The organism is Pseudomonas sp. B16120 (assembly GCF_044218845.1).
GTDB lineage: Bacteria > Pseudomonadota > Gammaproteobacteria > Pseudomonadales > Pseudomonadaceae > Aquipseudomonas > Aquipseudomonas paracarnis.
This window is the reverse complement of record NZ_CP162588.1, coordinates 5,729,903-5,743,484: the sequence shown is the minus strand read 5'-3', so window position 1 is coordinate 5,743,484 and position 13,582 is coordinate 5,729,903. Positions and strand designations below refer to the sequence as shown.

Genomic DNA, 13,582 nt, shown 5'->3' with positions numbered 1-13,582 from the left:
GCCTGTTGCAGGGTTGGCAATGATCACGGCGCTGCTTGCCAGTCGTCGCTGATACGCGGCCCGTTGGCCACGCATTGCCAGCCGCCTGCCGCGTCATTGAGTTGTTGCGCGGCGCGCTGCACATCCTCGCGTGTGCACGCTTGGATCAACTGTTGAAGCTGATCCAGATAACCCGACGAATGACCTGCCAGGTGCGCATGCCACAGCAAGTCGGCAGCTTCGTTGATGGGCAGCGTCTGGGCCGCGAACTGCTGTGCGAGGGCCTGGTTACCCAAGTCGGGGCTGCGTTCGATCAACGACGGCAGTTGCCCCAGGAAGGCCTGCAACTGTTGGACGATGCCGTCCAGGGAGGCGCTCGGCGATTGCACCCCAAACAGCAGGCCGGTTTGGCCGTTGATCTGTCGGATGCCGCTGAACACGGCGTAGCCGATTTGCAGTTCGACTCTCAAACGCTGGTAGAACGGCCCCTGGAGCACGTGCCCGAGCAACCGCCAGTGGGCTTCATCGGCGAGAGATTGAGTCGGCGTTGGGCAAAATAGTAGTAGCGCTGCTTCGCTGGATTCGGTGCTGACTGCGTGCCAGCGCTTTTGTCCGTCAAGGGCCTTAAGTGTGAAAGGCATAGTTGCCGGTTGCCCAGGCAACCGGGCCGCTGCGGCTTTGATCGCGGCTTCACAGGCGGGGGGCAGGCCTGCGCCCAGCGCCTGCCAGCGCGCGGTAGCCCATGATGCTGTCGTCTCCTGAGGCTGGGGCTGAACACCCGCGCAGCAAGCGGGCAACGCCTTGAGCAGTTCCCGGATGGCGATCATCGGCACGGGAGCGGTCGGTGGCAAAGGTTCATCCGAGTCACTCAGACACCGCGCCAACGCTTCGAGCACCGCCGGCATGGGCTCGTGGAGGCCGTGCATCTTCACCTGCCAATCCGTGGCGCAGGTTTCGCAAGACAACTCGACGCCGGCCTGGCGTGCCTGCTCGCGCAACGGCCGCAACAGACTTTCCAGCCCGCTGGGTACCGCCGAGTCAAACCGCCAGTGCAGGTACAGCGCGCCTTCGCCAGTGTCATCCGCCAACGCCTGGCTGAAGGTCAACGCTGACAGCTCCCGTCGGCCCCGTGAGCGATCCTGGGCAAAGGTGCGCAAGCCACGGTGGGCGCTGGTTTGGCCACGAATCAGGCCAGCGCGTTCTTCCTTGGCGGGCGCACGAAGCAAGGGGTTATTGGGCGGCAGTTGCCAAGGGTGCCGGGAGGCGGGCAGGTGCAGTGAATCGAGTATGGCCTTGAGGGCTACGACGCCTTGTTCCGACAGGTCTTGGGCATCGTTGCGCGCCAACGCCAGGGCGCCTTGGACCTGTTGCTGGCGAGCATTGAGCAAGGCGAACTCTTCGCGTAACGCTGTCCAGTCGCTGTGTGCGAAGAAACCCAGCCAGTCGTGCAGCAACTCTTCAATCTGCGTAGCCGGTTCGCGTTCGCTGGCGAGGGTGAAGTCTATATCCAGCACGGCTTGATCCGCGAATTGGTACAGCACGGACGCCTGCAGCGCGGTGGCCAGTCGTCGCGCTTGCAGTTCAGCGAGCAACCCGCCGGGGGCCGAGGCGTTGAGCCAGGTGCAGAGAAACGCCAGCGCTTCCCGTGGCGCGTTACACGTAATGACCTGATGCAGGTGTTGGCCGGCGACGTGCTGATAACGGCGCGCCGGGCCATGCATCAAGGCCGGTGGAGCGGCCTGCGGGTGCAATGGGCCGGGCGTCAGTTGGTCACTGAACTGCTGGGCCAAGGCCTGCAGGTCGGCCAGCGATTGTGGACCGGCGAGGCTCAGGGTCATCTGCCCGCTTTGATAAAAGCGTGTATGGAACCCTCGCAAGGCATGCTGAAAGTCGTCGCTTTCCACCGGCAGGCTGTCGCGGTTGCCGGCATGAAAACCGCGCAGGGGATGATCCGCCGCCAAGCCTTGCAGCAGCGCCACTTGCTGTTGGGCCTTGGCATCCTGGGACCAGGCGATGAACTCCGCCTCCAGCACTTCGCGTTCACGTTGTTGATCGTCGAGGGCCAGGCGCGGGTGAGCCAGCATATCCGCCAAACGCGCCAGCCCGTCTGCAAAAACCGGCACCGGCAGTTCAAAGAAGAACTCGGTGGTGCGCTCACGGGTGCTGGCGTTGACCTGCCCACCGTGGCGCTGCACGTAGGCCATCAGCCCTTCGCCAGCTGGAAAACGCTCGGTACCGAGAAACAACAAGTGCTCAAGAAAATGCGCCAGGCCAGGCCAGGCCAATGGCACGTCATGGCTGCCGGCAGCCACGTGTAAAACGGCGGCGCAGCGCTTCAAGCGTGGCGCATGGCGCAGGCAAACCCGCAGGCCATTAGCGAGAGTCAGGTGAAGGGGATGAGGGTGAACCGGCGCAGGCATGGGCACTTCCGAGGCGTGGGAAGTGCCTATGCTAGCAAACCCAATGGGTCAGGGCTTGTGCAGTGCGCCGTAGAGTTCGGCGCGACGGTCTTGCAGGTAGTGGTTGGCGGCGCGGGCGTCGACAATAGATTGGCGATCCAGGGTGCCGACGATCAAGGCTTCATCCAGGCCGGCCTGGGCAATTCGCTGGCCGTCCGGCGCGGCAATGCTGCTTTGCCCGCAGTAGTGAATCTCGCCTTCGTGCCCGCAATAGTTGGCATAGGCCACGAAGCATTGGTTTTCAAAGGCTCGCGCCCGCACGGTGACGTCGGCAACGAAGTCGAACGGCACCATATTAGCGGTGGGCACCAGAATCAGTTCGGCACCGGCGAGGGCCAGGCGCCGGGTGTTTTCCGGAAACTCCAGGTCGTAGCAAATCAGCATGCCCACCTTCCACCCGTTCAATTCCACCACCGGGAAATCATCGGGGCCGGCGCTGAACATTGAGTGGTCAAGATCGCCAAACAAGTGGGTCTTGCGGTAGTTGCACAGGCGCTTGCCCTGGGCGTCGATCAACTGCACGGCGTTGTAGACCTGGCCGTCTTCGGCCCGCTCCGGGTAGCCATACAGGATCGCCAGCCCGGCACTTTGCGCCAGTTCGGCAATCGCCTGCGCCGATGGCCCATCCTGTGCCTCTGCCAGTGCGCCAACGGCTTCGGCGCCAATGTTATAGCCGCTGAGAAACATCTCTGGCAGCACCAGCACATCGGCGCCGTGTGCCTCATGGGCCAGTTGATGCAGGCGCTGCAGGTTAGCGGCCACATCCAGCGGCAGCGGCGGGCATTGGTACAGGGCGACACGCATGCTTAACTCCTTATTCTGCCAGGGCGATTGGCCCTATTTCATCGAATACGTCGCCTGGGCCTGGGTTCTCCGGGTGGGTGCTGCCACCGAAGTGATTCATGATGCCCCATACCGCGTTGAGCGAGGTTTGTACCGCGCCTTCGACCCAGGCGGGCGTCCACGATACATCATCACCCGCGATGAAGATCCCGCGTTGTTCGGCGGGCATATCCTTCTGCATGAAGTGCGCATACATCCGCTGGTTATAGCGATAGTGACCGGGCAAGGCGCCTTTGAAGGCCCCGAGGAAATGCGGATCGGCCTCCCAGGACACGGTGATCGGGTCGCCGATGATGCGCGCCTTGATATCAACGTTGGGGTAGATCTTCTTCAGCGCATCGAGGGCCAGTTTCACCCGCTTGTCGATAGGCTGGGGCAGCATCTTCAGTGCGTCGCTCATCCACGAGTAGGACAGGCAGATCACCCCCGGCTTGTCGTCACCGTTATCGAACAGGTAGGTGCCCCGGGTCAGGCGGTCGGTGAGGGTCATGCTCATCAGGTCGCGGCCGGTTTGCGGGTCTTTGTCTTTCCAGAATGGGCGATCAACCATCACGAAGGTTTTCGATGACTGCATGTAGCGAGTGCGATCCAGGGCCATCCACATTTTTTGTGAGAACAGGGTTTCGTCGCATTCGATCTGAGTGGTCAGCAACCAGCTTTGGCAGGTGGTCAGCACCGCTGCGTATTCACGGGTGTCGCCATAGTTGTCGGTAACGGCGAAGCGGCCATCGGCGGCGTGGGCAATGCGCTTCACGCCTGCCCGTGGTGCGCCTCTATGCAACGAGCTCAGGCTGGTGCCGGCCGGCCAATGGGCGCAGCGCTCTGGCACATGGCGCCAGATGCCCATGGGCACTTGTGCCACGCCACCGACGATCAGGTGTTGATGATCATCGCAGTTGGTCATTACCACACGGAAGATTTCCAGCATGGAGTTGGGAAAGTCAGAGTCCCAACCGCCGGTGCCGAAACCGACCTGGCCAAACACCTCGCGGTGGTGGAAGGACAATTTGGCGAAGGCTTTGGAGGTGGCGACGAAGTCGTAGAAGGTACGGTCATCCCACAGCGGCACGAGCTTGTTCCACAGTTCCTTGAGCCGTGGCACGTCGCGGTCGCGGATTGCCTGCTGGATATCGCCGAACTGCGAACCGGCCTCCAAGGCGTCGGCCCAGGCATCGGCGACTTCCTGGAACAGTGCCGGTAAATCGGAGAGTTTTTGCGCATAGTGAGTCTGGCCTTCCAGATCGATCACGGTGCTGCCGGACGCCGGTGTCAGCGGGTTGGGAAAGGGCTTGGTCTCCAGTCCAAGTTTGTCCACGTAATGGTAGAACGCCGTGGACGATACCGGGAACCGCATGCCGCCCAACTCGGCGATGATGCCTTCGGCGCCTTCAAAGGCCTGCGAGCGCAAGCGGCCACCCATCTTCGAGGCTTCATACACAACGGGCTTGAGCCCGAGTTTCATCAGCTCGTAGGCCGCAACCAGGCCCGCGATCCCGGCGCCGACGATCGCCACTTCGGCGCCATGATTGGCCGCAGGAATACTGCCCAGCCCGGCGGGGTGTTCGATCCAGTCATCAAAGGCAAACGGGAAGTCCGGGCCGAAAATGGTGATGGGTTTCTTACCGTCGCCCGGGTGGCGATTGGGCTTGCTGAGGGTGCTGGACGGAATGCTCATGGCTGACCTTACTGACGGCTCGGCGGGAGGAGGGCCCGTTGAGTATAGGAAAAGATGGCAGCCAGTTTAGGGAGCGTTGCGCTCGTTAATAAGACGCAATGTGTCGTCGGATTGTACTGGTTTTAGTCAATATGACGAAGGTAGTGATCAGATTGGTTGTCCGCGATCCAATTTGTTACTGAGGATGATCGAGGTGGTGGTTTTTTCCACGCCGTCAACACTGCCGATCTGGTCCAGCAATTGGTCCAGTTGCTCTGGCGAATCGGTGCGCAGCCAAGCCACGTAATCGAACTCTCCACTTACCGCGCACAACTGCTGCACTTGCGCCATGGCGCTCAGCCTGCGCAACACCTCTTTGCCCGAACGGGGTTGCACGGTAATGCCCACATAAGCTTGCAACCCCCCATCCGCAACGCGCTGGCCCAGGCGCACGCCGTAACCGGTGATGACCTGGGTTTTCTCCAGGCGGGCCAGACGCGACGTGACGGTGGTGCGCGCGATGCCCAACTGCCTGGCGAGCATGGCCACGCTTTCACGGGCGTTGAGCTGCAGGGCGGCGATCAGTTGGCGGTCGATTTCGTCTAGGGCGGGCAAGGGGGGGCTCCAGTGCGGGGGCAATGAGCAAGCATGGTACAGGCTTGGCCTGGCTGAAAGAACCGTGATGCCAGATACGCAAAAGCCGCGCAATGCGCGGCTTTTTTTGTGTGGTGGGCCCAGTAGGACTCGAACCTACGACCAAGGGATTATGAGTCCCCTGCTCTAACCAACTGAGCTATAGGCCCTCAGTAGGTCGCGGATTATAGCGATGGTTTGTTCACTGTGCCATCCGAAAAATCCTTGTGCCGTGTACGAAGGAAGCTGGCGGCAAAAAGCTCCGGCGGCAGGGGCAGGCTGACGATGTAGCCTTGCATCTGTTCACACCCCTCGCTTGCGAGGAATGCTTGTTGCGCCGGAGTCTCCACGCCTTCGGCGATGATGGTGAATTGCATGCTGTGGCCGAGGGCGATGATGGCGCGCACGATGGCTGCATCGTGAGGGTCGTCGGGCAAGCCGCGCACGAAGGATTGGTCGATTTTGAGGAAGTCCAGGGGCAGGCGCTTGAGGTAGCTGAGGGACGAGTAGCCGGTGCCGAAATCATCGATCGCCAATTGGACGCCCAGGCGCTTGAGTTGGTGCAACACCGCGAGCGCTTCTTCGGCTTGGCTCATGATGAAGTTTTCGGTGATTTCCAGTTGCAGGCAGCCGGGTTCGAGGCGGTAATCGTGCAGCAGTTGTTCGATGCGTGACAGCAGGTTGGGGTGACGCAGTTGCGCGCCTGCGAGGTTGACCGACAGGGGGCCGAAATCCTCGAAAGCCGCTTGCCAGGCGTGCAGCTGCCGGCAGGCCTGTTCCAGTACCCAGTCGCCGATTTGCAGAATCATGCCGTTCTCTTCGGCCAAGGCGATAAAGTGTTCGGGCGGGACGTCGCCCAGAGTCGGGTGGTGCCAGCGGATCAAGGCTTCGGCGCCGATCAGTTGTTGGGTGACCAGGTTGCGCTTGGGTTGGTAATACAGGCTCAATTCTTCACGTTCGATGGCGCGGCGCAGTTCGTGCTCCAGCGCTACGCGTTCATTGGCTTGGGCAGTCAGGTCGCGGGTATAGCGCTCGACCCGGTTACGCCCCTTGGCCTTGGAGCGATACATTGCGGCGTCGGCATTTTTGACCAGGGTGGCGACGTCGGTACCGTCTTGCGGATACAGGCTGGTGCCGATACTGGCGCTGATAAAAAACTCATGCTCGCCGGCTTGGAATGGCGGGGTAAAACAGTCGAGCAGTTTGTTCGCCAAGTGCTGGGCGTCGCTGGCCTGTTGCAAGCCGGGCAACAGGATAATGAATTCGTCGCCGCCCAAGCGAGCAACGGTGTCTACGTCCCGCAACTGCTCCTTGAGGCGTACGGCGATGTCTTTGAGCAGCAGGTCGCCGACCGGGTGGCCGAGGCTGTCGTTGATGTGTTTGAAGCGATCAAGGTCGAGAAACAACACCGCGCCCTGTTTACCACTTTCCTGCTGGCCGTTGAGTGCGGCCTGCAGCCGGTTTTCAAACAGGGTGCGGTTGGGCAGGCCGGTCAATGGGTCGTGGTGGGCCTGATAATCCAGGCGTGCCTGGGCCAGCTTGAGGCTGGAGATGTCGGCGAACACGGCAACGAAGTGGGTGACCAATTGCTCGCGGTTACGCACGGCGCTGATGGTCAGCCAGCTCGGATACACCTCGCCGTTCTTGCGGCGGTTGGAGATCTCTCCTTGCCAATGACCGTGGGCCGTCAACTGGTGCCACATCGCCGCATAGAACGCGCTGTCATGCAGGCCGGAGGCGAGCAGGCGCGGGGTATGGCCAAGGGCTTCAACCTCGCTGTAGCCGGTTATCTCAGTGAAGGCGCGGTTGACGGCGCTGATGTTCTGCCGTGTGTCGGTGATCAAGACGCCTTCGGCGGTGCTTTCGAACACCGTGGCGGCCTGCTGCAGTTTTTCCTGCATCAACTGGCGTTCGGTGATGTCCCGGGCGATGGTCAGCATGCAATCTTCGTCGCCAATCGGCAGTGGGCGGCTGGACACTTCGCACAGGCGAATCTGGCCGTCGGCACGACGGATATGACAGATGAAATCGCGGACAAAGCCGTCGCGCTGCATCAACTCCAGCATGTGTTTGCGTTCGTTGAGGTCGACCCAGATGCCTAGGTCCAGGGTTGATTGGTCAAGTGAGGAGGCGCTGGTGAAACCGGTCAGGTGGCTGAAACCTTCGTTCACTTCAATCAGCAGGCCATCTCTTTGGCGACTCAGTAGTAAACCGTCGGGGGAAGCATGGAATGCCTTGGCGAATTTCTCTTCGGAGGTTTGCAGCTGCTGTTGGGTTTCCTTGAGCTCGGTGATATCGCGCACCACCACCACCAGGGCTTCAGTGGTATCGAGTTGGAACGGCTCAGCTGAGATCAGCCCGGTAAATGCCTGACCATTGCTGCGCAGAAAGGACATTTCCAGGTTACGGATACTGGTGGTCTGTACCCGCTGCAGCAAATCCGGACCGACGCCCTGAATGCCCCATATATTCAGATCTGAGGCGGTTTTGCCTACCACCTCGTCGGCGCGCAGCCCAATCTGGTCCTCGAATGCCTTGTTGACCTCCAGCAGGCAGCCATCAGACAACTGGGCAATCACCAGGATGTCTGGGCACTGCTGAAACACCGAGGCAAATTTCTGCTCGGACAGTTGCAGGGCTTCCTCGGTGCGCTTGGCTTCGCTGATGTCGATCATCAGGCCGCGCAGTACTGGCTCGTGGCCGTGTTCGATCAGGCTGACAATGTCACGTACCCACAGGCAGCGGCCATCAGCGGTGATGACCCGGTAATCAATGCTGTGATCACGGTTGGCACGAGTTTCCCGATAGCAATAGGCCTCGGCGCGGGTCAGGTCGGCGGGGTGGATGATGTTGCGCCAGAAGCCTGGAATCAGCCAATGGGCGCGGGGATAACCGAGCAGGTCTTCGGCATGGGGCGACACGTAGCTGTAGGTGAAATCGCTGATGCTTGCTTCCCAGGCGATGGCGGACAAGCTCTCCACCAAGCCGCGATAGTGGTACTCGCTGCTTCGCAGTTCTTGTTCAAGGGCGACCCGGCGAGAAATTTCCGAACTGAGCCGGCGATTGATCCGAATAACGATGGCCAGCACCGTACTCAATAGCAGCACCGCTGGCAGGCCGTACGTGAGCAAGTCAGCCCAGAAGGTGCGGTGATCGGTGAAGCTGCCGACCCAATGTTGCTGGATTGCATCCGTTTCGGCTGAGCTGAGGTCGGCGAGGACTTTGTCCAGGATGCCCACCAGGATTTTTTCATCCCGCGGGACACCCATCGCCAGTTGGTAGCGGTAGGGCGTTTCGCCGCTGACGTATAAACCGTCGAGCTTGAGTTGGCGCAGGCTCCAGACGCTGGAGGCGAGGTCGCCGACCACGGCATCCACTTCATCGGTGGCCAGGGCTTGCAGCGTCGAACTGACGTTGGGCAGGGCGACCAGATTCAGGTCCGGATGGTGGGTGCGGAGCAATTCATGGGGCGCGTAGTTTTCCACCACGGCAATTTTAAGCCCGTACAGATCCTTGAGGCTGCGTGGTTTCGCGCCGCCTTCATGGGCCAGGATGACGATGGGAAAGTCGAGATAGGGGCGTGTGAACGCCAGGAAGTTTTGGCGTTCGGGGGTGGACATGATGCCAGGCAGCAGGTCGAGCTGATTATTGCGGGCTTGTTCAAGCACCGCAGTCCAGTTAACCGGTTCGATCAGTTTGATACGCACACCCAGGCGGTCCTGGAGCAGGCGTACGTAATCGGCTGCCAAGCCCTGATATCGGCCATTTTCATCGCGATATTCAAAAGGTGGCCAAGACGCATCCACGCCTAGGCGCAGCTCCTGATGGTCCGCCAACCAGCTACGCTCATCATCCGTAAGAGTCAACGCGCCAGCCGTTGCGGTCCAGGTCAGCAGCGACAGCAGTATCACGGTCGGCAATCTGGGCATAACGGTCTCGTTATGGCACGGGGAATGTCTCGAGTGTAGACGGGCATTGCGAGGGCGGGGTGGTGCGCGGCAGTTAATCTGTGCAAAGCAATCGGTAGAAAGCAAAACCCCCGGCCTGGGCCGGGGGTTCTGGTATCACTCGTCGAGGAAGGAGCGCAGATGCTCGCTTCGCGTCGGGTGGCGCAACTTGCGCAGCGCCTTGGCTTCGATCTGACGGATCCGCTCACGGGTCACGTCAAACTGCTTACCGACTTCCTCAAGGGTGTGGTCGGTATTCATGTCGATGCCGAAACGCATGCGCAGTACCTTGGCTTCACGGGCAGTGAGGCCGGACAGTACGTCGCGAGTCGCTTCTTTCAAGCTCTCAACAGTGGCGACATCGATTGGCGACTGCATGGTCGAGTCTTCGATGAAGTCACCCAGATGGGAGTCTTCGTCATCACCAATCGGCGTTTCCATGGAGATCGGCTCTTTAGCGATCTTCAATACCTTGCGGATTTTATCCTCAGGCATTTCCATGCGTTCGCCCAGCTCTTCCGGGGTCGGTTCGCGACCCATTTCCTGCAACATCTGCCGGGAAATGCGGTTGAGCTTGTTGATGGTCTCGATCATGTGCACCGGAATACGGATGGTGCGGGCCTGGTCGGCGATCGAGCGAGTGATCGCCTGACGGATCCACCAGGTGGCATAAGTCGAGAACTTGTAGCCGCGACGGTATTCGAACTTGTCCACCGCCTTCATTAAGCCGATGTTGCCTTCCTGGATCAGATCAAGGAATTGCAGGCCACGGTTGGTGTACTTCTTGGCGATGGAGATCACCAGACGCAAGTTCGCTTCAACCATCTCTTTCTTCGCGCGGCGGGCCTTGGCCTCACCGATCGACATACGACGGTTGATGTCTTTGATTTCTGCAATGGTCAGGCCGGTTTCGGTCTCAAGCGCGGTCAGCTTCTGCTGGCAACGGATGATATCGGGCTGCAGGCGACCGATGGCTTCGGCGTATTTCGCCTTGCCCTTGGCCAGTGCGTCGCTCCAGCTTTCGTCAACTTCGTTGCCCGGGAACTGGCGCAGGAAATCGGTACGCGGCATGCGCGCATCACGCACACAGAGCTGCATGATCGCACGCTCTTGTGCACGCAGACGCTCAAGGGCGCTGCGAACACGCTCAACCAGGCCTTCGAATTGCTTGGGCACCAGCTTGATCGGCATGAACAGCTCAGCCAGGGCCACCAGCTCGGCAATCGCCTGCTTGTTGCCACGACCGTGCTTCTTCAGGGCCTTGCGGGTGATTTCCATTTGATCGGAAACCGCACCGAAGCGCTGGGCCGCGATGACCGGGTCTGGACCGCTTTCGGCTTCTTCTTCGTCGTCGCTGCTTTCAGCTTCGTCGTCGTCGGAGTCGTCGTCCGCTTTTGCGGCTTTCGCATCAACAGGCGGCGGTACTTCGGCGGCAGGCGGCGCAATGCCGTCGTCCGGGTCGATATAACCGCTCAGGACGTCAGACAGGCGGCCACCTTCGGTGGTGACGCGAGTGTACTCGGAGAGAATGTGGTCAACCGTGCCAGGGAAGTGCGCAATGGCGCCCATCACTTCACGGATGCCCTCTTCGATACGCTTGGCGATTTCGATCTCGCCTTCGCGTGTCAGCAGCTCGACGGTACCCATTTCGCGCATATACATGCGCACCGGGTCTGTCGTGCGACCGATATCGGTCTCCACCGCAGCCAACGCGGCGGCAGCTTCTTCAGCGGCGGCTTCGTCGGTATCGGCGTCGGCCAGCATAAGGGAATCCTTATCTGGCGCAGTTTCGAATACGTTGATCCCCATGTCGTTAATCATGCGGATGATGTCTTCCACCTGCTCAGGATCTGAAATATCCTCAGGCAGGTGGTCGTTGACCTCCGCGTAAGTCAGGTAACCCTGCTCACGACCAAGAAGTATCAACTCTTTGATACGAGACTGCTGTTGCGCTTTTCCGGACATAACACCCTATCCACTGAAGGTCTTGGCGGGCAAAAAACAAGCCGAGGATTATACCCGAGCTATGACCTCACACGCCAGCTGAGGTCGGGTTTGATGCGTAAACATTCTGTTTTAAGAGGTCGCGCATCTGTTTTGCTATCTGAATTTGCTCTTCAGCCGATAATCCCGGCTGCCTTGCTCTCTTGATAAGTTCGTCGAGGGTCTGAGTGTGTTGACCCGCGGATAACCTATTAATGGTGTCTAAAAACTGTTGTTCAAGGTTGTCGCCGTCAATTAGCCACTCCTTTTCCGCCAGTGCCCGCAATAAACGGCCCTGTTCCGTGCCATGCCAGCGAGCCATCAACTGGATTGAGTTTAGCTTAGGGTTTTTCTGCACGGCTTCGATTAGTGCAATAAGCACCTGAGCATAGGTATTGCTCTCGTTGGCAAAGTGGTCGGCACTTTCAACCTTGCCGGCCAATTGTGGGTGGTGAATCAGTGTGCGCAGTGCAATCAGTGTGGGGGCTTCCACCGCTACGGGCGTGCGTGGCGCGTAGGCTTCATCGCGATCACCGCGCTTGCCGCTTTTGCTCCACGGCTTTTTATCCCACTTCTTGCCACCTGCGCCGGGCTTCTTTGGCGTCCATTCCTGCTGGGGCGCGAAGGCCTCTTGAGGTTGGTGGAAGTCGGCATAGTCCGGCATGGCGTCGTAATCCATGCCGGGGTCGTAGGCTGGCGGCGCCTCTTGCGGGGCGCTGTGCACCAGCTGGCTGACGGCTTCACCGCTCAGACCGGTGATCTCCAGCAGGCGCTGGCGCATCAGTGTGCGCAAATTGGCGCCGGGGACTTTGTCGATCAGCGGCGCCGCAAGGGTGGCCATATGGGCCTTGCCCTCCAGGGAGCGCGGGTCGGCTTCTTCGGTCAGTTGCTGGAAAAAATAATCCGCCAGCGGCTGTGCATGTTGATTGATGCGTGCACGGAACGCATCGGTACCTTCCGAGCGCACCAGCGTGTCCGGGTCTTCGCCTTCGGGCAGGAACAGGAAGCGTGCGCGACGCCCATCCTGCAGGCTCGACAGCGTGGCTTCGAGCGCGCGCCAGGCGGCGTTGCGGCCAGCCTGGTCGCCGTCGAAGCAAAACAGCACGCTGGGCACGACACGGAACAGGCGCTTCAGATGTTCTTCGCTGGTGGCGGTGCCGAGGGTCGCGACCGCGTTGCGCAGGCCTTGTTGGGCCAGGGCGATCACGTCCATATAACCCTCAACCACGATGATTTCGTCGAGGTTGCGGTTGTTCTTGCGCGCTTCGAACAGGCCGTAGAGTTCCTGGCCTTTGTGAAACACCGGGGTCTCCGGGGAGTTCAGGTACTTGGGTTTGTCATCACCAAGCACGCGGCCGCCAAAGGCGATGATGCGGCCACGGCTGTCGCGGATCGGGAACATCACGCGGTCGCGGAAGCGGTCATAGCGCTTGCCGGTCTCGGCGTTTTCCACCAGCAGGCCGGCGTCGATCATGGCCTTTTGCTGGAGGGTGTCGTTGCTAAGGTGTTTATACAGATTGTCCCAGCCCGGCGGAGCGAAGCCGAGACCGAAGTCCCGAGCGATTTCGCCGGTGAGGCCGCGGCCTTTGAGGTAGTCGACAGCGGCCTTGCGCTGCGGATGGCTCTTGAGTGCCTGGCGGTAAAAGTCGGCGGCAGCGGTAAGCAGCGGGTACAGCGGCGAATCGGTGGGTTGCCGGGGTTTGTGCGGGCGGCCACTTTCTTCGCGGGGCACTTCCATTCCTGCGGCTTTAGCCAAGTCCTCGACAGCCTGGGGGAAGTCCAGGTTGTCGTGGTCCATCAGGAAACCCAGGGCATTCCCGCCCGCCCCGCAACCGAAGCAGTAATAGAACTGCTTGTCGGGGCTGACGCTGAAGGATGGGGTTTTTTCTTTATGGAACGGGCAGCAGGCGGTGTAGTTTTTGCCGGCTTTTTTCAGCTGTACGCGTGAGCTGACAACATCGACGATGTCGGTGCGGTTCAGAAGGTCGTCAATAAAGCTCTGGGGAATCAGCCCGGCCATGGCGTTCTCGTCATCACTGCGTGTAAATGAGGACCCGTGAGGTGTTCAAGCGCACGTATAGGGG

7 protein-coding genes and 1 tRNA gene are annotated in these 13,582 nt (G+C 60.3%); all 8 read right to left on the bottom strand.

Annotated features, from left to right (window positions below; translation table 11 throughout):
- Positions 1 to 23 precede the first annotated feature (23 nt).
- Complete coding sequence (pqqF, locus tag AB4P90_RS26895) at positions 24 to 2,399, bottom strand: pyrroloquinoline quinone biosynthesis protein PqqF (RefSeq protein WP_395605497.1); 2,376 nt, start codon at positions 2,397 to 2,399, stop codon at positions 24 to 26.
- Positions 2,400 to 2,447: 48 nt separating this feature from the next.
- Complete coding sequence (locus AB4P90_RS26890) at positions 2,448 to 3,242, bottom strand: carbon-nitrogen hydrolase family protein (RefSeq protein WP_019817399.1); 795 nt, start codon at positions 3,240 to 3,242, stop codon at positions 2,448 to 2,450.
- A 10-nt stretch (positions 3,243 to 3,252) separates the two neighbouring features.
- Positions 3,253 to 4,956: an NAD(P)/FAD-dependent oxidoreductase gene (locus AB4P90_RS26885; protein WP_014720191.1), complete on the bottom strand. Its 1,704-nt coding sequence runs from the start codon at positions 4,954 to 4,956 to the stop codon at positions 3,253 to 3,255.
- Positions 4,957 to 5,103: 147 nt separating this feature from the next.
- Positions 5,104 to 5,550: an Lrp/AsnC family transcriptional regulator gene (locus AB4P90_RS26880; protein WP_003194755.1), complete on the bottom strand. Its 447-nt coding sequence runs from the start codon at positions 5,548 to 5,550 to the stop codon at positions 5,104 to 5,106.
- Positions 5,551 to 5,661: 111 nt separating this feature from the next.
- Positions 5,662 to 5,738, bottom strand: a tRNA-Ile gene (locus AB4P90_RS26875).
- Between the two features lie 15 nt (positions 5,739 to 5,753).
- Positions 5,754 to 9,497, bottom strand: a complete 3,744-nt coding sequence (locus AB4P90_RS26870; protein ID WP_020302170.1) for a bifunctional diguanylate cyclase/phosphodiesterase — start codon at positions 9,495 to 9,497, stop codon at positions 5,754 to 5,756.
- Between the two features lie 135 nt (positions 9,498 to 9,632).
- Complete coding sequence (rpoD, locus tag AB4P90_RS26865) at positions 9,633 to 11,480, bottom strand: RNA polymerase sigma factor RpoD (RefSeq protein WP_020302171.1); 1,848 nt, start codon at positions 11,478 to 11,480, stop codon at positions 9,633 to 9,635.
- A 67-nt stretch (positions 11,481 to 11,547) separates the two neighbouring features.
- Positions 11,548 to 13,518, bottom strand: a complete 1,971-nt coding sequence (gene dnaG / locus AB4P90_RS26860) for a DNA primase (RefSeq protein ID WP_395605496.1) — start codon at positions 13,516 to 13,518, stop codon at positions 11,548 to 11,550.
- Positions 13,519 to 13,582 lie beyond the last annotated feature (64 nt).

Coding starts and splice junctions, on each gene's coding strand:
- pqqF (WP_395605497.1), bottom strand. CDS start 2,399: ATGCCTGCGCCGGTTCACCCTCATCCCCTTCACCTGACTCTCGCTAAT.
- AB4P90_RS26890 (WP_019817399.1), bottom strand. CDS start 3,242: ATGCGTGTCGCCCTGTACCAATGCCCGCCGCTGCCGCTGGATGTGGCC.
- AB4P90_RS26885 (WP_014720191.1), bottom strand. CDS start 4,956: ATGAGCATTCCGTCCAGCACCCTCAGCAAGCCCAATCGCCACCCGGGC.
- AB4P90_RS26870 (WP_020302170.1), bottom strand. CDS start 9,497: ATGCCCAGATTGCCGACCGTGATACTGCTGTCGCTGCTGACCTGGACC.
- rpoD (WP_020302171.1), bottom strand. CDS start 11,480: ATGTCCGGAAAAGCGCAACAGCAGTCTCGTATCAAAGAGTTGATACTT.
- dnaG (WP_395605496.1), bottom strand. CDS start 13,518: ATGGCCGGGCTGATTCCCCAGAGCTTTATTGACGACCTTCTGAACCGC.